Annotated in this window: 17 protein-coding genes and 1 pseudogene; 7 read left to right on the forward strand and 11 right to left on the reverse strand. The window is 57.7% G+C overall.

Features of this window, described 5'->3' with window-relative positions; translation table 11 throughout:
• Positions 1–223: 223 nt before the first annotated feature.
• From HNO79_RS17460 to HNO79_RS15575, 3 genes and pseudogenes are all read right to left on the reverse strand, one after another.
• Positions 224–364, reverse strand: coding sequence for a hypothetical protein (locus HNO79_RS17460; RefSeq protein WP_408887046.1), 141 nt, complete (start codon positions 362–364; stop codon positions 224–226).
• Positions 365–520: 156 nt separating this feature from the next.
• Positions 521–1,286 (reverse strand): annotated as a pseudogene (locus HNO79_RS15570) (IS5 family transposase).
• 107 nt (positions 1,287–1,393) lie between these two features.
• A complete protein-coding gene (locus HNO79_RS15575; RefSeq protein ID WP_214165837.1) occupies positions 1,394–1,666 on the reverse strand; it encodes a hypothetical protein in 273 nt (90 codons plus the stop codon).
• A gap of 664 nt (positions 1,667–2,330) precedes the next feature.
• Here HNO79_RS15575 and HNO79_RS15580 point away from each other — a divergent pair.
• Positions 2,331–3,080: a glycerophosphodiester phosphodiesterase family protein gene (locus HNO79_RS15580; protein ID WP_275954937.1), complete on the forward strand. Its 750-nt coding sequence runs from the start codon at positions 2,331–2,333 to the stop codon at positions 3,078–3,080.
• 23 nt (positions 3,081–3,103) lie between these two features.
• On the opposite strand, the gene HNO79_RS15585 is transcribed toward HNO79_RS15580, so the two are convergent.
• The 6 genes from HNO79_RS15585 to pxpB form a co-directional block, all read right to left on the reverse strand.
• The gene (locus HNO79_RS15585; protein ID WP_110507458.1) at positions 3,104–4,306 is read right to left on the reverse strand and encodes a pyridoxal phosphate-dependent aminotransferase; all 1,203 of its coding nucleotides are present in this window, start codon (positions 4,304–4,306) and stop codon (positions 3,104–3,106) included.
• Between the two features lie 138 nt (positions 4,307–4,444).
• Complete coding sequence (locus HNO79_RS15590; protein WP_214165845.1) at positions 4,445–5,689, reverse strand: MFS transporter; 1,245 nt, start codon at positions 5,687–5,689, stop codon at positions 4,445–4,447.
• An 80-nt stretch (positions 5,690–5,769) separates the two neighbouring features.
• Positions 5,770–6,693: a DMT family transporter gene (locus HNO79_RS15595; protein ID WP_154220813.1), complete on the reverse strand. Its 924-nt coding sequence runs from the start codon at positions 6,691–6,693 to the stop codon at positions 5,770–5,772.
• 170 nt (positions 6,694–6,863) lie between these two features.
• Positions 6,864–7,631 carry a LamB/YcsF family protein gene (locus HNO79_RS15600; RefSeq protein WP_214165839.1) on the reverse strand — a complete coding sequence of 256 codons (768 nt, stop codon included), beginning with the start codon at positions 7,629–7,631 and terminating at the stop codon, positions 6,864–6,866.
• A complete protein-coding gene (locus HNO79_RS15605) occupies positions 7,628–8,638 on the reverse strand; it encodes a 5-oxoprolinase subunit C family protein (protein ID WP_048857082.1) in 1,011 nt (336 codons plus the stop codon). The genes HNO79_RS15600 and HNO79_RS15605 overlap by 4 nt, the downstream gene beginning before the upstream one ends.
• On the reverse strand, positions 8,635–9,315 hold the full coding sequence (pxpB, locus tag HNO79_RS15610) for a 5-oxoprolinase subunit PxpB (RefSeq protein WP_048857086.1): 681 nt from the start codon (positions 9,313–9,315) through the stop codon (positions 8,635–8,637). The genes HNO79_RS15605 and pxpB overlap by 4 nt, the downstream gene beginning before the upstream one ends.
• A gap of 357 nt (positions 9,316–9,672) precedes the next feature.
• Between pxpB and HNO79_RS15615 the strand changes: the two genes are divergently transcribed.
• The 5 genes from HNO79_RS15615 to HNO79_RS15635 all read left to right on the forward strand — a co-directional run bounded on the left by HNO79_RS15615 (position 9,673) and on the right by HNO79_RS15635 (position 14,358).
• Positions 9,673–10,428 carry an SDR family oxidoreductase gene (locus tag HNO79_RS15615; protein WP_048857083.1) on the forward strand — a complete coding sequence of 252 codons (756 nt, stop codon included), beginning with the start codon at positions 9,673–9,675 and terminating at the stop codon, positions 10,426–10,428.
• Between the two features lie 5 nt (positions 10,429–10,433).
• The gene (locus HNO79_RS15620) at positions 10,434–10,886 is read left to right on the forward strand and encodes an acetyl-CoA carboxylase biotin carboxyl carrier protein (protein ID WP_048857084.1); all 453 of its coding nucleotides are present in this window, start codon (positions 10,434–10,436) and stop codon (positions 10,884–10,886) included.
• Positions 10,883–12,250 carry an acetyl-CoA carboxylase biotin carboxylase subunit gene (gene accC, locus HNO79_RS15625; protein WP_214165840.1) on the forward strand — a complete coding sequence of 456 codons (1,368 nt, stop codon included), beginning with the start codon at positions 10,883–10,885 and terminating at the stop codon, positions 12,248–12,250. Before HNO79_RS15620 ends, accC begins: the two co-directional genes overlap by 4 nt.
• Positions 12,247–12,708 (forward strand): acetyl-CoA carboxylase biotin carboxyl carrier protein, encoded by a 462-nt coding sequence (locus HNO79_RS15630; protein ID WP_214165841.1) that lies wholly within the window; start codon positions 12,247–12,249, stop codon positions 12,706–12,708. Before accC ends, HNO79_RS15630 begins: the two co-directional genes overlap by 4 nt.
• A gap of 150 nt (positions 12,709–12,858) precedes the next feature.
• Positions 12,859–14,358 carry an aspartate ammonia-lyase gene (locus HNO79_RS15635; RefSeq protein ID WP_214165842.1) on the forward strand — a complete coding sequence of 500 codons (1,500 nt, stop codon included), beginning with the start codon at positions 12,859–12,861 and terminating at the stop codon, positions 14,356–14,358.
• 4 nt (positions 14,359–14,362) lie between these two features.
• Here HNO79_RS15635 and HNO79_RS15640 read toward each other — a convergent pair whose 3' ends face one another.
• On the reverse strand, positions 14,363–15,301 hold the full coding sequence (locus HNO79_RS15640) for a LysR substrate-binding domain-containing protein (RefSeq protein WP_048857058.1): 939 nt from the start codon (positions 15,299–15,301) through the stop codon (positions 14,363–14,365).
• A gap of 378 nt (positions 15,302–15,679) precedes the next feature.
• On the opposite strand from HNO79_RS15640, the gene HNO79_RS15645 reads away from it, so the two are divergent.
• Positions 15,680–18,163 carry a TonB-dependent receptor plug domain-containing protein gene (locus HNO79_RS15645; RefSeq protein ID WP_214165843.1) on the forward strand — a complete coding sequence of 828 codons (2,484 nt, stop codon included), beginning with the start codon at positions 15,680–15,682 and terminating at the stop codon, positions 18,161–18,163.
• Positions 18,164–18,884: 721 nt separating this feature from the next.
• Here the strand turns inward: HNO79_RS15645 and HNO79_RS15650 are convergent.
• Positions 18,885–20,669 carry a Hint domain-containing protein gene (locus tag HNO79_RS15650; RefSeq protein ID WP_214165844.1) on the reverse strand — a complete coding sequence of 595 codons (1,785 nt, stop codon included), beginning with the start codon at positions 20,667–20,669 and terminating at the stop codon, positions 18,885–18,887.
• Positions 20,670–22,421: the final 1,752 nt, after the last annotated feature.

Below are 22,421 nucleotides of genomic sequence, written 5' to 3' on the forward strand. Positions count from 1 at the left end.
AGCCGAACTTATTGATATCTAACAAAAATGCCGCCCTCAGAGGCGGCTTTTTTGCGTCCAAATTTCCACTGCAGGAAACACATAGGAAACAAACGGAAAGGTACCGGGGCGCGATTTTGTCCACTTTCACAAATGCGTGATTTTGACTTGGGAGGTCGCCTGACTGAGTCGAACGGTGCTCTGACGCTCGTAGAGCGGCCCACATTCGGATGGCAGATTCCGATCAGATGTTTCCAGAGAGCCGGAGCAGATACGCTTCGAACATATCGGCCATGGTATCGGCATAGGCTGCGATTTCCTCGTCGCTTCGGGGTGTCTCCGAGAACACCTTGCCGACCGCACCGAAAGTCGTCCTGACAGGCACGCTTCTTTACATGTTGGCCCGCGCTATGAAGGCGCAGAGGATTGTCGAATTCGGAACATCTTTCGGGATCTCGACGATCCATCTTGCCGCTGTCCTGCGTGATAATGGTGGTGGTAAACTGATCACCACCGAATTCGAGCCCTCTAGGCTCAGGACTCATTCCTTGAGGTAGAAGATGAAGCTTGCTGCGATGTGGATTGCGGACATGAATGTGTGAGCGAAGCAGTCGTATCTGCTGGCAATACGCTGCCAGTCTTTCAGCTTTGCGAACATGTTTTCGATCAGATGGCGCTTTTTATACGGATGCCAGTTTTAAGGCGGCTTTGATTTCCGGTTCTTTTTCGCAGGAATACAGGCAGTGATATTGCGTTCTGCAAGCGATAACCTGATCCGGCTGCTGTCATGGCCTCTGTCCCCGATGACTTCTTCTGTCCCGTCGGGGAGATCTGCCAGCAGCACGTCTTCGCCCTTGAAGTCACTGACCTGACCTGCTGTCAGATGCAGGCGGACAGGCCGACCCTGACCATCGCACACGGCATGGCGTCTTGAGTTCAGGCCGCCTTCTGTCCGCCCGATATGGCGGGGAAAAGCCCCTTCTTGAGCAGGGACGCCGATGTCCGGTGCGCCTTGAGATGTGTCGCATCGATCATCAGGCGCTTCGAACGGCCAGCCTGTTCTGTCAGGGCGATGAAGATCCGGTCAAAGACACCCGGGCAGCTCCACCGGATGAAGCGATCATACAAAGTCTTGCGCGGAGCATACGCTTTCGGGGTGTCTTTTCACTGAAGGCCGTTGCGGATCACATAAACGGTCCCGCTCGGAACACGCCGGTCATCCACGCGTGGTAATCTCCGTGTGCCAGAGGGAAAAATGGCTCAATCCGCTCCTTCTGGCTCTCAGATAGCAAAAATACCTCACTCACAGCCTCACCTCCATCGGTAAGCCTGTGAATCACAACGTCTCGCTCAGTTCAATAAATTAATAGGTCTTGAGCTTGGTTCAGCTGCGAGTTTGCGCACTTTGCTTAAGCTACGCCTCGACCATCTCGCGAACAAAAGCGTGAATGGGTTCCATGAACTTGAACGGCTCACCAAAACCGTAGCCGTCAGGGCGCCATTTGGGCTTGTGGCTGTAATTGCCTGCTCTGCTGCCGTAATGGCCAAACTGGTCGATGCAAATCTTCCAACCAACCGCTGGAAATTTCTCCAACAGCGACATTAAAGTTTTTAGGCGTTGATCGTGGTTGGCCGCAGTCTGGGGTATCCATGCGCGACAGATGGTTTTCAACGATGCGATCGGCATGAGGATCGATATCGACGCCGGCTACTTCGTCTTCCGGTCACGCTCGAAAATCTTCAGAAACGTGTCAGGGGCAGCTTCCGCATATACGGGAAGGCCACGCTCGTTGGCTCCGATCTTCCGCGTCGAAAGCGGCTCCAGAAACTCCGTCACAAGTCTTGATGCAGCAACTTCGCAGTCGAAGCCAAGGCGCGTCTTGAACGGCAGGTGCTGCCGGGGAGTGTGAAGGCATAGGTCAATTCTCGATGAGAATTTCCACCCAACCCGGGTCAGTTCTCAGTGAAAATCAACAGTCCCTGCGTCTGTTGTCTTCTGGCACGTCGCGTGATGGGTGTCATCCACAGGTGGGGCACGCCAGTCTCTTCAACCGGTCTGCTGGCAAACCGTGGTGTTCCATGGATGCATTGTTTCCATCAAAGATGCATGCGTCTATGAAGACGGTTCCGCCTGCTGCCATGGTCAGGGATAGAGATCAACTAGCGGGAACAACCAGCAGGCAGCCTGTTGCGTCATGCAGGGCTCCGTCTGCCCGTAGCCAGACAGGACAGGCTGGACCATGATGACATTGCCAGATCGCCGGACATTTCTGCGTATGGGAAGCATGGCTGCATGCACGGCGGCTCTGTTGCCGCCGGGTGCATGCCTGGCGCAGGCTGCGCGTGAAAATATGCCCGTCATCTGCGCGCACCGGGGATGGCGTGATCCGTCCCGGTTCGAAAATACGCTGGAAGAGATGCGTCATACGCTTCGGAGCGGACCTTTCATGATGGAGATTGATCTCACCAGCGATGCCGATGGCACGATTTTCCTCATGCATGATCAGGATATCGATCGTGTGACGACTGGCCATGGGCCGCTTGCAGCACTGGATAATCTGGCGGTGCGTGCCCTGCGCATGAAGAACAGTCAGGGCGAGGTCAGGGGACGGGTCACGGCCTACCGGGACGTTGTTCGCTGGGCGGCGGGCGAACCGACCGCACGCCTGATGCTGGACATCAAGGCCGTGGCACCGGCGGATGCGCTGGCACCTGTCCGTCAGGCGGGACTCTCCGGGCGCGTCGTGGTCCTGACTTTTGCCAGGGATGTGGCGCATGCGGCGTTCGCAGCGGATCCCGATGTCCTCGTATCCGTCCTGATCACCCGGCCTGCCGATATCGGACTATATGTCACCATGGCTGCCGGGCGGCGGTTTGCGGCCTACATACCCCGGCACGCCGACCCGGCGCTGTTTCACGCCGCGCATAATGCCGGTGCGGTTGTGATCACGGATTTGCTGGGGACGGGTGCACTGACGGACGCCATGTCTCCCGAAGCCGGGGCACGATGGGCACACGGGCTGCCCATCGATATTCTGGTTACCAATACCCCGATCCAACTCCGTGCGGCATTCCAGTCCATTCTGCATGCAACGGGCTGATCCGCTTCGGGGCGGGGCCGATTTTACTTCAGCCCGTCCACAAAGGCCGCGATCCGACGGCAGCCTTCACGCAGGGTGGTTGTGTCAGTGGCGTAGGAAATACGGAAAAACGGACTCATGCCATAGGCCGCGCCCTGCACGGATGCGACCTGCTGTTCTTCCAGCAGTGCCATGACGAAATCGGCATCGGTCCTGATCAGGCGCCCCCCTGCAGAGGTCTTGCCCATGCAGCCACTGATGTCGGGATAGACATAAAATGCGCCCTGCGGCGTATGGCACTGCACGCCGGGAATGGCATTCAGCAGGGAAACCACCAGGTCACGCCGGGTCTGGTATTCGGCAGCGCGGTCCTTCAGGAAATCCTGCGGGCCGTTCAGTGCCGCGACGGCGGCCGCCTGTGCCAGTGTATTGATGCCACTGGTCGACTGGCCCTGCATGTTGTTCATGGCCGCGATCAGTGCGCGCGGGCCGCCGCAGTAACCGACGCGCCAGCCGGTCATGGCATAGGCCTTGGACACGCCATTGACGGTCAGGACACGGTCCTTCAGTCGTGGCTCGACCTCGGCGATCGTGCAGAAGGTGAAGCCGTCATAGATCAGATGCTCATAGATATCATCAGTCATGATCCAGATCTGCGGATGCTTCAGCAGGACGGCGGCGATGGCTTCCATATCCGTGCGCGGGCAGCATGCGCCGGTGGGGTTGCCGGGGAAGTTGAGGACCAGCCACTTGGTCTTCGGCGTAATGGCGGCCTCCAGCGCTGCGGCTGACAGGCGGAAACCACCTTCGGCAGGGCAGGGCACGGATACGATGGAAGCCCCTGCAAGGCGGGCGATATCGGCATAGCTGATCCAGCTCGGGCTGGGCAGCACCACTTCATCACCGGGGTTGATGGTGGCCATCATGGCGTCATAGATGATCTGCTTGGCGCCGTTGGCCACCAGAATCTCATCCAGTGCGTAATCCAGGTGGTTTTCGCGCTGGAATTTGCCCTGCACCGCTTTTTTCAGCGCGGGCTTGCCATCCTGCGGCGGATATTTTGTGTCACCTGCGCGTGCTGCGGCAATCGCGGCGTCCACGACATGTTCGGGGGTGGGGAAATCCGGCTCGCCGGATGACAGGCTGACGATCTTTACCCCTTCGGCCTTCAGTGCCGATGCCTTGTCGGTCATCGCGGCCGAAGCCGAAATCCCAATTCCATTCAGTCGATCCGCAAACCCGGGCATCAGACGCTTTCTCCACTTCTGCTCATGCAACAGCATATATGCTTACAGCGCGATCGTAGATCGTTTCGCGATGGGTTAGATACCAGTGAAAATCGTCTGGCCCCATACAACAATCCTATAAAAGCCTGAGCATTCACTTTATCCGTCCATCCGGATCGGGTTGCGCACCATGCTCAGTGACAGTCCGGCGGCAATGATCAGGGCGGCGGCGCACATATACCATGCCATGTCAAAACTGCCGGTCCATGACACGATATATCCGGTCAGGATGGGTGACAGCAGCCCCAGTGAATTGCTGCATGTCAGGGTGACACCCGTAACCGCCCCGATTTTTCCCCCGTCCTGCACCATATCGGTCAGCAGCGCGGTATTGGCGCCATTTGCCGCCATCAGGCAGGCCAGCGCACCGGACAGTACAAGCAGAATGGGCATCATGGTATGGAAATATGGCAGCAGCCCGATCGTAGCCGCGCCCAGCAGGCAGGTGGCGACAACAAAACGCCGGTTGGGCGGATGAATGCCATTGCGAAAGACAAGATGTTCCAGAATTCGCCCGATCAAGACCGCACCGATGGCGGCGACCAGATAGCACAGGGCCGTGCTGTTGCCCGTGCCGGTCGTATCGATATGCAGTTCATGGATCAGGTACAGCGGCATCCATGACATGACCAGGAAGTTCAGGTAATTCTGCGTACACTGTACCACCAGTATTCCCAGAAATGAGGATGAGCGGAACAGGTTCCTGATTTCGCGCACCGAAATGGGCCTGCGCGGCGCCACATCGGCATCGGCTTTGTCCTGCGGGTTGCGGTACACCAGCCACCATGCCAGCGCCCATGCGATCCCCACGCCGCCCAGCGCCATGAACTCGCACCGCCAGCCAAAGAACGTAATCAGGTATGCGCCCGCAATCGTGCCCCCTGCCAGCCCGAGTTGCATCCCGGTCAGCAGCACGGTCATGACCGATCCACGTTCACGCGGCTGCGCCCAGTTGCGCACGACGGTGGCCCCCACGCCGAAGGTCGGCGCTTCACCAACGCCCAGAAGGACACGGGTCAGCAGGAACTGCGTAATATTCTGCACCATGCCGCCCAGCAGCATGGCAAACGACCATACGCCCACGGCAAGGCTGCCGATGGCGCGTGCACCCACCATGTCGAGCACGATGGTCGATGGCAGGTTGAGCAGGAAATACGACCACAGGAAACTGGATGAAACCCAGCCCATCTGCACCGGTGTCAGGGAAAACTCCCTGCCCATCGTGGGCAGGGCAATGGACAGTGCGGCGCGGTCGCCATAACTGATGGCGTACATCAGGAAGACAAGGAAGAAGAACACGTAACGGGCGGGAATTGCGCGCCTGCCTCGTGCATGGGTGGTCATTTCACCTGTTGTCACGCTGTAGGACTCCTGGTGTGCCATGAATTACGATAGGGGAGAGGCCGCCACGCGCGGGCCGGGAGTCATGGCGGGGTGCCCGTGGCCGCATCCATCGTGCCTTCCGCCACGGCCTTCTGCTTTGCCGGACGGTCATGGCGTAGCATCCATACGCCGGACCCGATGATCAGCAGCCCGCCAATGACCATGGCAATGCCGGGGATTTCGCCAAATCCGAACCATCCGATCAGGGCCGCCCACAGCAGCCCGGAATAGGCAAATGGACCAATGGCGGACACCTGCGCCGATGCGAACGCTTCGGTCTGCAGGACCTGCGCGATACCGGCGAAGGCCCCGACGGCAACAAGGCAGGCGCCTTCGGTCATGCCCGGCGTGGTCCAGATGAAGGGAAGCGGCAGCGCGGTCATGAGCGTCATCAGGATGGCCTGCCACAGGGCGATGGTCGTGCTGGCTTCCGTGGCGGAAAGCTGACGGATCTGCATGGTGGTCAGCGCGCCCACCGCGCCCTGCGCCAGGGCTACGAAATACGCCCAGCCTGGCACGGCAGTGCCTGCGCCGTGCAGCAGCCCCTTGCCCAGCGCGACCACGATTACGCCCGAAAACCCGATCGAGACAGCAACCCATCGCTGGAGCGATGGCCGTTCATGCAGTAGCGGGATGGACAGCAGCACCAGAAACAGCGGCTGCGTATAGGACAGCACCTGCTGTTCAGCCAGCGGCAGGCGCGTCACGGTGATCACGACCATGATCATGCTGATCAGGCCAACGACCGAGCGCAGGACATGCCCGCCAAAATGGTTTGTTTTAAGGACAATGCCCGTGCGTGCGGCAATCAGCAGCACGAAGGGCAGGGAAAACAGGTTGCGGAAGAAAATGATTTCCAGCGCGGGAAGCGTTGATCCGGTCAGTTTCTGCAGGGCATTGAGGGCAGCGGTAAAAAATGTTGCAGATGCCAGAAGAAGGGCACCACGTTTCAGGTCATGCTTCATTTTATCCGTACCTCAATGCACGACATGGACGGCGGCGCGCTTCATCATGGATCACTGTTGCCGGTAGCCCCCGCCTGCGTCATGTTGCGATATCGTAACGCATGGGGTGCATCCCGGGTCATAGGTGTTTGTTGCGGTGCAATAGGAAATTCTTATGGATGGGAACCGTGTCAGTTCCCAAGCTGGCAGGCGGGTGTCAGTAAGCCGCCACTGGCCTCGATTTCCGCGCGGATGGCGCGGGCCAGTTCCAGTGATCCGGGCGTGTCGCTGTGCACCAGTATGGACTGCGCCCTGACCGGCAGGCGGGTACCGTCAATGGTCGTGACCGATCCGTCCTGCAGGAACTGCTTCACGCGCGCACGTACTCCCGTCAGGTCATGGATGACCGCCCCCGGCTGCCCACGCGGGACCAGCGTGCCCGCAGTGGTATAGGCCCGATCGGCCAGGAACAGGGTCTGTGCCCGCAGGCCAGCCTTTTCGGCGGCGCGTTCGGTCGCCTGCCCGGGCATGCAGAAGACACTCAGGTTCCGGTCAAGTGCTGCAATGGCGCGGGTCAGGCGCAGGGCAAGCCCCTCATCCGCGTTGGCCATGTTGCCGAATGCCGCATGGTAGCTGACATGGGTGACCCGGTGTCCGTGGCGGGTAGCAATACCCTGCAGCGCGCCGATCTGGTAGCACATCATGGATTCCATATCCGCGTCGGACACGGCCATGGCACGCCGGCCGAAGCCCATCAGGTCCGGCAGCCCGGGATGAGCGCCGATACCAACGCCCTTTTCCTTCGCCAGACGCACGGTACGGTCCATGATGGCGTAGTCACCTGCATGAAAACCACAGGCGATATTGGCCGAGGATACGGTATCCATCAGCCCGTCATCATCCGCGATGCGCCAGCGGCCAAAGCCTTCGCCCATGTCGGAATTGAGGTCGATCTTCATGCCTTGTCTCCAGACTTCATGCCAGCACGGCAGCGGGCGGATGTGCGGTAGTGGGCAACCATCATGCGCAGGTCGTCCAGATAGGCATTGACCGGTCGCATGGCGGCGACGCCTTCGGTAAAGCTGCATTCCCGAAAGCGGATGCGCGTGCCGATCCGCGCCTGTGCCAGCCGCCACAGGTCGGCTTCGATTACGGTGGCGATACGGGGGTAACCGCCTACGGTATTGGCATCAGCCAGCTGTACGATCGGCTCACCTGCGGGCGGAACCTGAACGATACCGGCGATCACGCCATAGGACCGCAGTTCCACCCGGTGGTGCAGTTCAAGTGGCGCGCCCGACAGGCGGTAGCCCACGCGGTTGCTCTGCGGTGTGATGCGCCACGGGGTATCCCAGAACCGCTGCTGAGATTCGGGCGTGAACAGCCCGTAATCGGTTGCTGGCATCGCACGCAGGGCGATGGTCCTGCCGTCGTCCCCATCCGCTACGGTGTCCAGAACCGTGGCGGGGGGCAGGGCGCCATAACCCGCCACATCCAGCGTCCGGCCCGTGGTCTTCAGCGTATCGCCTGCCTCCAGCGGGCGACCGTCCAGCCCGCCAAAGCCGCCACGCAACTGCGTGCTGCGTGATCCCAGCACCACCGGCACCTCAATCCCGCCTGCAATGCACAGGCAGCCGCGCGCGCCTTTTTTGGGTGACCCGATACGCAGGATCTGTCCCGCCGCTGCCGTCTCGACCATCCATGGCAGGATCGTGCGGCCATCAAGGTCGATGGTGGCGTCAATGCCCGTCACGGCAAACGTGGCGGCCGTGTCAAAGCGCAGGACAACCGGATAGGTCTGCAGTTCGATACAGGCGTCATCCATCTGGTTGTCCAGCAGGATATTGCCCACCTGCAGCGCGATTGCGTCCATCACGCCCGATGTGCCCACGCCCAGGTTGCGGTAACCGGGGCGCCCCAGATCCTGCACCGTGTTCAGGGCGGATGTTTCAAGGATCGTAATCACAGCTCTATGCTTTCCGGATAAAAGCGGATGCGATCGCCAACGGCAAACAGGGCGGGCGGCTGCCTGTCGGGATCGAACAGCCGCAGGTCGGTAAACCCGATGGAATTCCATCCATTCGGTCCCGTCAGCGCGGAAATGCCCGCCTGCATGCCGCCAATGATGACGGTCCCGGCCTGCATGTTCAGTGATGGCACCGTCTTGCGTGGTGTCGCGATACGCGGGTCAAGACCGTGCAGGTAGCCAAAGCCCGGTGCGCTACCTATGGCGCAGACCGTGTATTCACTGGCATGATGGATGGCGATGACGTCCTCGGGCGGCAGGTCGGCATGGGCGGCTACGGCGGCCAGATCCTCGCCCAGCGCGCCGCCGTAGCGCACGCCGATTTCAAACAGGCGTCCCTCGATATGCCGTTCGGGCAGGGTGTCCCAGGCATGGTGCAGCCAGTCCGCCACTGCCTGCGGGCTGTCGGGGGGGGCGGAAAAGATCAGCATGAGATTGGTCACGCCGGGAATGAGTTCCTGCACGTCGGGCCGCGCCCGTGCCGCGTCCATCAGTGCCCAGATCCGGCGCTGGTGGGCCATGGTGAAGTCGCCCGGCGCCTCGAACAGCATGGCGCGGGTGCCGATCATGCTGATGGCGGGCGCCGCACCGGCATCGCGCGCCACATCGTTCTTCATATCCGCGTTCAAAATACACAGTCCCTGGAACGGCGCTGGTTGCATCCCGGAAAAAAGGCAGGATCCGGTATTGGCCCTGAACCGTAACAATATAGGTTTCGCGGCAGGATGTGCCGACCATGGGATTATGGCCGTTCCCGTAACGATGGCCAGTGCAATTCTGGTTGTGAGGCTATTGAATAATCTTATGGCCCGGCGTGATAGCCGGGCCATCGTATTATGTTATGGCGTGAGAACGAAGTGCTCTTGGCGCATGTCGTCCGGGGCCGTTAGCATGAAATGAATAGCTGAACATCCGGCATCCACCGTGGGGCCGGGTGGTGTTAGTTTCTCTGTTCAGGATCGGGTTTTCTTACCATGAGCAACCAGCCGTACCGTACCGCACTCGTCACTGGGGCATCCTCCGGCATTGGCGCGCAGATCGTCCGTCGCCTGTCGCAGGAAGGGATCGAGGTCCATGCCCTGGCGCGTGACGCAGCACGGCTGGAACAGCTGTCGCAGGAAACCGGCTGCGTCGTGCATGCGGTCAGCGTATCCGATCAGGCCGGCATCGAGGCGCTGATGAAGGGGCTGGAGATTGACATCCTTGTCAACAATGCCGGGCAGTCGCGCACGGGCAACATCACCAACACCACGCCCGAGGATATCGACGCGCTGGTGGACGTGAACCTGCGCGCGGTGCTGCAGCTGACCCGGCTGGCGGTGGCGGGCATGATCGAGCGTGACCGCGGGCATATCGTCAACATCACCTCCATTGCCGGGCATTATGCCTTTGCTGGCGGGAACACGGTCTACCATGCGACCAAGGCGGGCGTGCATTCGCTGTCGCAGCAGCTGCGCTGTGACCTGTTCGGTCGCCATATCCGCGTGACCGAAATCTCGCCCGCGCGGGTCGAAACCGAAGTGTTCGGCCGCCTGATCGGGAACATGGAAGAAGCGAAGAAGCGTTTCTTCGATGAATATGATTCCCTCCTGCCCGAAGACATCGCCAATTCCGTGGCCTTTGCTGTCATGGCGCCGCAGCGCATGAATGTCAGCTTTATGGAAGTGCTGCCGACCATGCAGGTCGTGGGTGGCCTGAACTTCGCCAAGAAGACATCCGGCGCGGCGTAAGACCAGTGGATCTCACGCATGTCAGGCGGCTGATCGACCTGCTGGCCCATGCTCCGGTCACGGAGCTTGAGGTGGAGGAAGGCGGCTGCCGTATCCGCATCACCCGTGGCGGCGGGACACAGGCTGCGCCTCCGGCTGCATCCGTCGTGTCCAGTGCCAGTGCGCCGGGCGTGGACACGGCTCCGGCATCTGCCGCGGCAGGCCACACCCCGCCGCCCGAGGCGGAGGTGGTCATTACCGCCCCGTCCTATGGTGTGTTCCATCTCTCGCCTTCGCCGGGGGCGCCACCGTTCGTCACCGTGGGGCAGGCCGTGCAGGCTGGACAGGAAGTCGGACTGGTCGAGGCGATGAAGGTGTTCAACGCCGTGCGCGCCACGCAGGCGGGCGAAATCGCGGCCGTTCTGGTGGAAGACGGCACTGAAGTGGAGGCAGGTACCCCCCTGTTCCGGCTGGCATGAGTGAGATCCCACATTTCAGCCGGGTGCTGATCGCCAATCGTGGCGAGATCGCACTGCGTATCCAGCGCGCCTGCCGCCAGCTTGGGCTGGAGACGGTGGCCGTATATTCCGAAGCCGATGCCGACAGCCGCCACGTGCATGAGGCCGATATTGCCCTGTGCATCGGCCCGGCCGCCGCCGCGCGGAGTTACCTTGACCCCGACGGACTGCTGCTGGCGGCCCGCCTGACCGGGGCGCAGGCGGTTCATCCCGGCTATGGCTTCCTGTCGGAAAACGCTGATTTCGCCGATGCGGTGGAAGCTGCGGGCCTGACCTTCATCGGCCCGACGGGTGCCTCCATCCGCATGATGGGCGACAAGATTACCGCCAAGCGTGCCATGCGTGACGCTGGTGTGCCCTGCGTGCCGGGATCGGACGGGCCGCTGCCTGCGGACATGGATGCGGTCAGGGCCATTGCGGTGCAGGTGGGTTTCCCGGTTATCGTCAAGGCCTCGGGTGGGGGCGGCGGCCGTGGCATGCGTGTGGTCGAGCGTGAGGCCGACCTTGCGCAGGCCGTGACCCTGACCGCCAAGGAAGCCCAGCAGGCCTTTGGCAACCCGACGCTGTATCTTGAACGCTTCATGCAGAAGCCGCGTCATATCGAAATCCAGGTCCTGTGCGACACGCATGGCACCGCGCTGTGGCTGGGTGCGCGCGACTGTTCACTGCAGCGCCGCCACCAGAAAGTGCTGGAAGAGGCATCCGCCCCCGGCATCGCGCCTGAAACCATTGCGGAAATTGGCGAACGTTGCGCCGAAGCATGCCGGCGCATCGGATACCGTGGCGCAGGCACGTTCGAGTTTCTGTATGAAGACGGCGTGTTCGCCTTTATCGAGATGAATACCCGTGTGCAGGTCGAACACCCGATTACGGAAGAGACAACGGGCATCGACATCGTGGCCCAGCAGTTGCGCATTGCGCAGGGTGAACCGCTTGGCATCGCGCAGGCGGATATCCCGCTGCGGGGCCATGCCATTGAATGTCGCCTCAATGCCGAGGACCCGTTTACCTTCATGCCCTCGCCAGGCACCATCACGCGCTGGGACCTGCCCGGTGGGCCGGGTATCCGGGTCGATACGCATGTCGTGGCGGGTTACACGGTGCAGCCCTATTATGATTCACTGATTGGCAAGATCATCAGTTATGGCGCAACCCGTGCGGAAGCCATCGCGCGGATGCGGGTGGCGCTTGCGGAAATGAAGGTGGAGGGGGTGTCAACCAATATCGCCCTGCACCGCGACCTGCTGGCGGACCCGGCGTTTCAGCGCGGCGGGGTGGATATCCACTATCTTGAACGCTGGCTTGCGCAAAGGACGGCCTCATGAACAACCGCTCCGAACAGCTGGTGCCCCATTTCGACCGGCTGCCAGATCCCGAACAGATCGGGCAGATGGCGACATGGCTGGCGCAGGCGGGGCTGGAAAGCCTGGAACTGACCAACGAGGCGGCGGGACTGAAACTGCGCATCCGCGTGGAGCAGGCCGCTGCGGCAATTACCGCTCCCCTGACGGGTGTAGCATCCCAGCCCAATGACGGGGCAGGACGCGTTGCGGTGAAAACGCCGTATTTTGGTCATCTGTGCCTGATCCATCCGCTGCGCGACACACCTTTTGCCCCGGTAGGGACAAAGGTGACGCAGGGAGAGACTGTTGCTCTCCTGACACTGGACAGCCTGCAGGTGCCGGTTCCCGCGCCGGTATCGGGCACGGTAGTGGATGTGACGGGACAGCCCGGTGCGCTGGTGGGGTATGGCGCGGCCATCATGCAGATCCAGCCCGACTGATCCGCACGGGCTGAACATCACCGCTGTTTGCAGTGCAGTATTCATTGCGTCCGGGTTGCCTTCTTTATTGTAGTGTCATGCGACTGGCACCGTCTTTCGGATATGGCTTTGCCCGGTTGCCGGTATTATTCTTGATGTGGACAGATCGAAATGGTTGATATGCCCCCAGCAGCACAAGATGCCGCGACGCGCGTGCCCGCGGGCCGGACCGGGGCCGACGGGACGGGGAAAGGTCTGTCCGGTTATCGCGTTGAACGTGACCTGCTGGGGGGCGTTACCATTCCCCCCGGTGCCCTGTGGGGCGTGCATACAAAGCGCGCACTGGATAACTTTCCCATAAGTGGAACGACAATCGGTAGTTTCAGCGAACTGGTGCAGGGGCTGGTGACTGTCAAACAGGCAGCGGCACGGGCCAACCTTGCGCTGGGCTATCTGGACCGCACGCGCGCCGGCGCCATTGACGGTGCCTGCCAGCGCATACTGGAAAACCCGGCCTATCGGGAACAGTTTGTCGTGGATGCCATGCAGGGCGGGGCTGGTACGTCCACAAACATGAACGCCAATGAGGTCATTGCCAACGTCGCCCTGGGGATACTGGGGGAAAAACCGGGCGCATATGACGTGCTGCACCCCAATGACCATGTCAATATGGCGCAGTCCACCAATGATGTTTACCCGACGGCACTGCGTCTGGGCCTGTTGCTGGCGGTGGACCCGCTGCTGCATGCCCTTGAAGGACTGCATGAGGCATTGGATGAAAAGGCCCGGGCATTTGATGCGATCCTGAAGGTTGGCCGCACGCAGTTGCGCGACGCCGTACCCATGACGCTGGGGCAGGAATTCGGGGCGTTCCGCACGTCTGTCGCCGTGGAAATTCGCAGCATAAGGGAACATGCGGCTGCTTTTGAACAGGTCAATCTGGGGGGGACTGCCATCGGGACAGGGCTGAATACCGACCCGCGTTATGCCGCGACCGTCATGGCGGAACTACGCGCCCTGACCGGGCGGCCCATGACCGGTTCGCCCGATCTGATCGAGGCAACATCGGATGTGGGGGCCTTTGTCCTGTTTTCCGGCGCGCTGAAGCGCCTGGCGTTGAAACTGTCGAAAATGTCGAGTGACCTGCGCCTGCTGTCCAGCGGACCACGGACGGGGCTGGGTGAAATCGTGCTGCCGGCGGTGCAGGCCGGATCGTCCATCATGCCGGGCAAGATCAATCCGGTCATTCCCGAGGCCGTCAATCAGGTGGCCTATCTGGTTGCGGGCCATGATCTGACCATTACCATGTGTGCCGATGGTGGGCAGTTGCAGCTTAATCCGTTCGAACCGATGATCGGGTACTGCCTGTTTACATCCATCAGGACATTGCGCGCCGCCATCGAAACGCTGACCACGCGGTGCATTGACGGGATTTCAGCCGATCAGGCGCGGTGTCGGTACCTGTTCGATATCAATATCGGTATTATTACGGCGCTGGTGCCGGTGCTGGGTTATGATACCTGTTCGACCCTTGCCAGACGTGCGCTGGCGGAAAACCGCAAGGTGACGGACCTGATCATGGAGGAAGGGCTGCTTTCCCCCGAACGGCTCGCGGCCCTGCTGCGTCCCGACGCGCTGACCCGCCCCAATGTGGGGCGGCAGACAGGCTGAACTGTCAGCTGAAAGGCTGTGTCCCGGGCCAGTTATGCGATGCTGCCATGGTCTTGGCCAGATCGATAAGCACGTCACGCACCGCCACCGAGGCCTCGGTTTCCGGAATGATTTCAGGAATGCACAGTGAAACGTCTTCCTGAATGACCGGATTGCGCAGCGGATAGATGCGCGATTTTCCTGGTGCGACAATACGGCTGGCAACAGACCACGGCAGGATGGTGGCGCCGATGCCCTGTTCGATGGCACCCTGCAGGGTAATCAGCGCTTCGATCTCAGCTACGATGCGCGGTTCAAGCTGCTTGCGCATGAAGGCCATGTCCACGCTCTTGCGGACAAAATTATGCTTGGGTGGCAGGAGCAGGGGCGTGTCGGCTATGTCAGCCAGTTGTACGGCACCCGTTTCATCTTGCGGGAATTCCAGTGCATGGGGGGCCAGAAGGAAGAATTCCTCCTTCATCAACGGGGTGAAAACGACCCCCTTGATCGGCCCTGCGCCATGGATGACCGCCATGTCCAGCCGCCCGGTCATGATCAGTTCGCTGTAGATGTCATCAAAGCTTTCGGTCAGGTGCAGCGTGATGTTGGGCAGGCGTGCGCGCACGCGTTCCAGCAGTTTAACCGATAGCGTGGAGCCCGCGCTGTAAGGTGACAGCCCGACCGATACCTTGCCCACCAGCGGTCCCGCGCCCCGGGTTATTTCCACCATGGCCCGGTCGAACTGCTTGGTCAGGGTCTGTGCATGCCGGTACAGTTCCGCCCCGGCAGTGGTGGGTGTGACGCCGCTTTTGCTGCGGATGACAAGTTTCTGCTTGAAGGCGTTTTCAAGTGTGGCCAGTTGCTGGCTCAACGCAGGCTGGGCAATATTGAGCAGGTCGGCCGCACGGGAAATGCTGCCCAGGTCAATGATTTTAATAAAAGCCTGCAGTCGCCGTATATCCAACTGGAACTCCGTTACATGTCATAGGCTTGGGCTTTATTGCATTGATAATAGGTATTTTCCTTGCGTTGTCAATATATTGTCATGCATGGGCATGACGTTATGACACAATAACGTTGCCTGCCGGCAGGATGGCCATGATCAGGCCCGATCGGGTTCCGGAACAGGAGTCCTGATACTTGCGGTAGCCGTGTCGAAAACGCGACACCGTTAAAAACACGAAGCATTTTCAATTATATAAATTGTTATATCCAAGTAAGCGCCCGCCTGTCTTGCGAACATATCAATAATCCATATGACGCCACATCGTAACGAATGCGCATCATAAACCTGCACATATTCGTTACGAAACGTCCGGTCGAGTTTCAGGGGGGAAGGCAGATGTCAGGCTTATCAAAGCGGAAGTTATATCTGGTGGCTGGGGTCGCATTCGGTACATTCGTGCCGGCCATGGGCGAAGCCGCGACCGCGTCTGTCTCATCCCCGGAAAAGCATTATCGGGTGACGGCCCATAAAAAGGCGCCAGCCGCCAGCCAGGCCGCGCCTGCGGCCCTGCGTGCGTCCTCCCGACCGGAAGAGATTCATGTGGGCGGCCACCAGACCAATTCCATCTTTTCGCCCGGTGCTGCGCGGCACAGCACCACGCAGGTTACGGTCGTAACCGGTGCGGAACTGCTGAAAACCGGCCAGACGAATGTGCTTTCCGCGCTGGCGCAGGCCAACCCGGCCATTACCACAGCAGCCCTGCCGGGCGGTGGCGCAAGTTCGTTTGTCCAAACCATGCAGCTGCGCGGGCAGTCGCCCGACGACACGCTGATCCTGGTGAATGGCCATCGCCGTCATATCGGCGCCAATTTCAATTCCAATGCGGGCACCAACTGGGGCAGTGAGCCGGCTGATATCTCGCTTATTCCCATTACGGCGATTGACCATATCGAAGTCATTACCGAAGGTGCGTCCGCGCTGTATGGTCAGGATGCCATTGCCGGTGCGGTCAATATCGTGCTGAAGCGTGATACGCACGGTGGCACCATCAATTTCAAGAACAGTGGTTATTACGCAGGCGACGGGCAGGCGCTGGACGGTTCGGCCAGTTACGCCATGGCGCTGGGAAACAGGGGTGGCTATCTTGACCTTGCGGCACAGGTCACCCATCAGCTGCCTACGACGCGGGGCGGGGACTTCTATGGCACCCTGTTTGCCGACCCCACGCGCAATGCAACGGCAGATCGTAACGTGCAGCGCGGTCTGGGCCTGCCCAAGAGCACGCTTGAGACGCTGAGCGAAAACATGTCCATTCCCGTGGCGCACGGGTTCAGTTTCTACAGCACGTCCACCTTCTCGCACCGTCGCGCCAACGTGCCTGAAACATACCGCGCCAATTCGGGGGACGATACATGGATCAACCCGTCGCTCTACCCCAATGGTGACCAGCCCTACATCACCATGGATCAGTATGATTTCGAGACGGATAACGGCATCCGCGCGCGCAAATTCGGTTTTGCATGGGATGCGTACGTAACCTATGGCCGTGACCAGCAGAAATACGGCACCAAGGATTCAGAAAACGCCACCACCGCGTCGGACGGGTCATACGTCTACGATCCGACCCAGACATCCTTCTATGACGGTGAATCGATTTCGTCCGAACTGACAACGGGCCTGCGGGGATCGCGTTCGTTCCACACCGGCCTGCTCCCCAGGGACATCAACCTGAAATTTGGTGCGGAATACCGTCATGACACCTTCCAGATGACGCAGGGTGAAACTGCGTCGTGGGACGGGCAGGGGGCAACCGATCATCCTGGTAACGTGCCCATGGCGGTCACGAACCAGAACCGTGACGTGTATGAAGGGTTCGCCAATCTTGATTTCTACATAACCAAGAAATGGGAGTGGACGCTGGGCGGGCGTGTGGACAGTTATAACAACATGGCCACGGTTGAAACTGGCTCCATCGGTACGCGCTACAACTTCAACAAGCGCTGGGCGATCCGCGCCAACATCAATTCCGGCTACCGTCCGCCGACGCTGGGTGAAATGTCCTATTTCTATTCAGCGCCCTATCCCGGCTATACCGTTGATCAGGTGCCCGCGAACAGCGCCATTGCCAAGTATCTTGGCGCAGGCAACATGAAGGGCGAGTATTCACGCAGCTATACCATCGGCCTTGATGCGACACCTGTTGATGATTTCCATATCACGGGCAACCTGTATTACATTGCGATCAATGACCGTCTGGGCAGCACCCAGTCCTATACGGTTGACCAGAATGACGCCACGTTGAAACAGCTGCTGGCGGCTGCCAATATTTCGAGCGCGACGTCTCTTTCATACTATGCCAACCTTTATAACACCCAGACGTTTGGCGGCGACCTGAGTGCTGACTACACGCTGCATACGCACCGGTTTGGCAAGTTCCGCTTTGCCATGGGCATCAACTTCTCCGATAACGAGATCCGTTCCGCCCGCAACAACCTGGTGAATGAATACACCAAGGAAATGGTCCTCCATTCCGCTCCGAAAAACCGGGAGCAGATCAGCGTGAACTGGCAGTACAAGAAATGGTCGGTGTTCGTGCAGGAAATGCGGTATGGCTCCATTACCTATATGGCTGCGCCGACTGGTCCCGGTTCCGTGCCGTTTGAACAGAACCCGGCCTTCATCACCAATCTGGAAGTCGATTACAAGCCTGTCTCGCGGTGGACCATCGGTGTCGGTGCCAATAACCTTGGCAACAAATACCCGACCCGTATTTCCAGTTCGATTGCCAATTCGCAGCAGGGGCTGGCGAAATATGCCTCCTACTCGCCGTACGGGTTCAACGGGGGGATGTATTATGTCAAGACATCCCTCGATTTCTGATAAGCATCTTAAAATACAGGGGAAGTATAACCGGAAGCAGGCTGGTAGGCCGGATATGACCCTTGCGTAATTCAATGGTCCGGGTGAGATGTCTTTTCAGGCATCACCCGGACCATTCTTTTTTTGATATGCCCCTGCGTCCTGAGTTCATTCCCGTCTGCCAACGCCGCGTGGCATCGGCATCGTGTAAATGCGTCTGACGAGATGTCTGCGCCGCTGGGATGAACGTGGCGTGTCTGAATGGATTTAACTGCGTCCAGCCGTCGATTGCCAGAAGGATCGGCAGCACGTGTCTCAGCGCAGGTCAAAATAGTGCGGAACCTGCAAAAAGGGCGCAGCGCTAGCCAGGGGGCGGTTCAATCATGGGCAGACCGCGACGACGATCCATGCTGTTGCTGATGCCCCTGTGGCGATGTGTCTGATGGACCGGAATATTGCACGTATCTTATCCCGTAGCGTCGGGGGGCCTGCATCGCAGGTGATGCAGGCAGGGTACAGGTGCCCGTGCCACTGTTTGAAAAGTCAGCTTATGAAACGTCCTGTAAATCTAAGAAAAGTTTTTGGTGAAGCATTTATTTTTTTATAAATGCAATGTTTTCAAACAGTTTTTAAAGATGGTCCTGTCGGCGATACTGCGAAAGTAAATGCCTTGTTGCAGGAGACGATGGCATGCATGCGGTTACTTTTGATACCTGCCATCGTCCCTTTCCCCGTTGTCAGGTCAGGCTGTAAGACGGAGCATATCGGTATTGATGCTGGCACTGTCTTCAATGCGGTAGGGGCCACCAGCCAGAATTTCGAGACAGAGCAGCCCCATTGCTGAAGGGCGCCGTTCCCCAAGTTTCAGGACGGATCGTCCATTCGTCCACCGACAGGGCACGCTATCGGATGCATTTCCGCCATCATACCAGCCAAGCGATGAGTCTTCCGTCAGGTGGGAGGTGATGGTGCGCGTGATATTGCCTTCAAACAGTTTGATATTCCCGATCAGTACACCCAGTGGGCGGCGGTCATCCACATACGGACCTATCATGTCAGACGGGCGTGCGGTGTGCGACATGATGCGGACGTCATGCACATCGGGCGGGACCATGAAGAAAACCTTACCATTGGCTTCGCGTATTTTAGGGATGATGGTCTGGGCGTCGGTCATCAGGTAAAGATCGGGTTCTTTACTTGATATTGGTGCTGCAGACTGGCTTTCCAGTCCGGCCGCCGCGGCTCTCGCCTCGATCTGGCGAAAAACAGGTTCAACAAAGTCGCGACTGACGCCAAGCGGGGCTGCTGCATCACGCGTCCAGTCATGGGTTTTGCCCCCGATCCGGATAACCTGCCCGGTCTGCTGGAAAGCGCGGCGGTTTCCCGTATCAAGATAGCTTTCGGTCAACATGCCGTCCGCCATGATGATCGCATGTTCTTCCAATTCGATATGGTAGTATTCATAAGATGTAATGGAATGATCATATAAAACCGACCGGCCATTCACAAGCATACGTGCCGGAATGAAACGGCCGTTGAGGAACAGGCAATGTTCAGCCGTAATCAGCATGTCCTTGTATGGTACGCCGTCAGAAATGGCGTTCTGGCGGATACGGACGGGATAGCCTGCCTCGTCATCGGCCACGCCTGCGCGAACGGTTGCCTGCGCCTTGCCTGCCCAGACCACCGTGCGTGGGACGTGTTGGCCATTGACCAGTGCGAGGACGGTATCGTTTTCCTTAATCTCCTCCACTGCGACGGTCCCGGCAGGGGTGGTGATCATTGATCCCGCCAGGAAACAGACCAGTACGCCGTTATCACCCGTGCTGTTCATGGGGGTGGTGCTGATATACAGATTTCCATCGCTGGTGGACTGAAAAAGATTATGCTGGGTTGCGTAATCGTAGAAATCGCCCTGGACCTGAATGGTCTGGCCCGTGGTCGTGACAATGTCGGTACTGTCGCCTGATTGCGATACGGATGCGATGGCGGTTGCATTCGGTATTTCTATGGTGGCCCCCGGCTGGTCAAAACCACTGATGCTCGGAAATTCCAGAATGGACAGGTTGGCACCGGGCGTGATGACCAATGTTCCGCCGCCCGTACCAAAATTGACCGATGACGCACCCAGTGCAGCGATGGCGGATTCGCCTTCCACCTGATTGATCATCAGCGTGCCGCCATTCTCGATATTATAGGTGGCACCCGACAGGGCGGAAATGGTGTCTTCACCCGACATGGAAACCGTCCCACCATCGGCTGTAATGGTTGCCCCGGTCAGGGCACCGATCAGGTTATTGCTAAGGCCATCCACAGTAACATGCGCGCCGTCGGTCGCGGTGACATAATATGGATCCGCCAGGCCAAGCAGGCTGGGAGCAAAAGATATATTGGCATTTACGTCCGACCCGGAGACGGTCGCGCCGCCGCCGCCTAGGGAAATCACGCCCAGTACGGGAACGGCAGGGACGATGGTGTAATCCCCGCTACTGGTAATGTTGTTATTATATCCATAGACTAGAGACATGTTGGTATCCTCTTGGCTAGCAGGACGGTATGGAACGTGAATATGATTTTTCAGGTAGTCGATAAATTTATATTTGTTATTATTTGTCGATGTAGAGTATAACTTAAAAATATGACCAATAGGTAAATGGCAGGCAGGCGCATATGGGGATGCTTCCTGTTTGTGGGAACTGCGCTATTAATTTTATAAAAATTATGTATAATAATAAAAAATACGAAATTAATAAATATTATACATTTATTAAACGGGGTATGGGTTATGTTTTATTTTTATGGAATGGGACGTAAACATGGCCCGGTCCGAATGATATGTGCTGTTTATGATGAATAAGCCAACAGGAACGTCATTCAGTAAAGTTTTTGCCCTGTTGGTCGTCCTTCTTTGATGCCTTCCGGCCTGACATACCAGTCGTAATGCTCTGAAAGTCTGTTTTCTCAAACGCCAGACTATTCAGCATCGGGGAAAACCTCGCTGGCCCCGTAACATTTGCTGCAGGTATGGGGTGCGTCGCATGCGGTTCATGTATCCCGTGGCGCAGCACATCAGTGCAGGCTGATGAGATAGCGACACGCAGCATGGTTCTCGCCTGCATAGAGTTCTGTTCTGCGCAGTCGGTAGGAGCGTATCCGGTCTCCTGCCGCTTTATGCAGACCATGATGTTGGGTCTATGCCCCAGATGGAGAAAATATACAGAAGGAAAAGTTAAAAATCGAAAGCACACATATTATTGTGAATTCAAAACGGAATGCTCTGACATGATCCGTCAGGAGCGTTGAAATATTATGTTTATGTTGAAGGTTGAGAGCTATACCTGCCTGTATCCCACGTCTAATAAGCTGTTTTTGTTAAGACTTCCGGATTATATATCCAGTTGGTCAGGCCACGCTCTGCCGGAGCATTTCGATATACGGCACCATAAAGATATATACGGGATGGAGTAGTTTTATATATTTCATCAATTATTATGAATAAATCAAAAATGTAATATATAAAATATGGAGTATTTCGAAATTAAAAATTGAAATATATATGTATAAATATTTTATAAATCAAAAATGAAAATTTTTTAAACTTATATGAAATCGAATGAATGTAGAAATATAATAAACATATTTTAGGATAATATTTATGTGTTTATGTGTTGATGTATTGTTATTAATGCTGATAATGTTCGGCGTGTCCGGATAAAATTGTTATCGGCGGCGGTCTAAATAAAATAAATTTTGTATATATTGTATATTGCCTGAATTTTACGATAAATTCACGGCAAAAGGATATATTTATATAATATACTTGAAATTTTTATCTAATTTTTTAATTTTTTTATCAAGTCATTTACCGATTTATAATTTTTTTATGCTTGACAATTTGTTAACAAAAAAATACCCATGATGCCCATGAACGACACAAAAATATTCAACTAAGATTACGCCTGAAAAGTGTCGGGAATATGAAATAATTCGGCAATTTCATGGTGTTTCATGGAAATTTCGAATGTGTCTTTATCTGTTTGATGCTGGGGAAGCTGGTCTGGAATAGATTTATTTCCATCTGAATCATTGATTTTATAGAACATATTGGCATAGCTGACGATGTACGGAACGTGGTTCACGACGGGGAAGGTCACCGACCTGCTGGCGCGCACGGGGCTTGACCGTGTGCCGGTCTGGGTGCCGGTGGTGCTTGGCGTTGTCCTCATGGCCTTCGTGGGGTCGGTCAGGATCGATCCCGCGCTGCAGGGATGGATCTCGA

The organism is Komagataeibacter oboediens (genome assembly GCF_018491655.1).
In the GTDB taxonomy this organism is placed as follows: domain Bacteria; phylum Pseudomonadota; class Alphaproteobacteria; order Acetobacterales; family Acetobacteraceae; genus Komagataeibacter; species Komagataeibacter oboediens.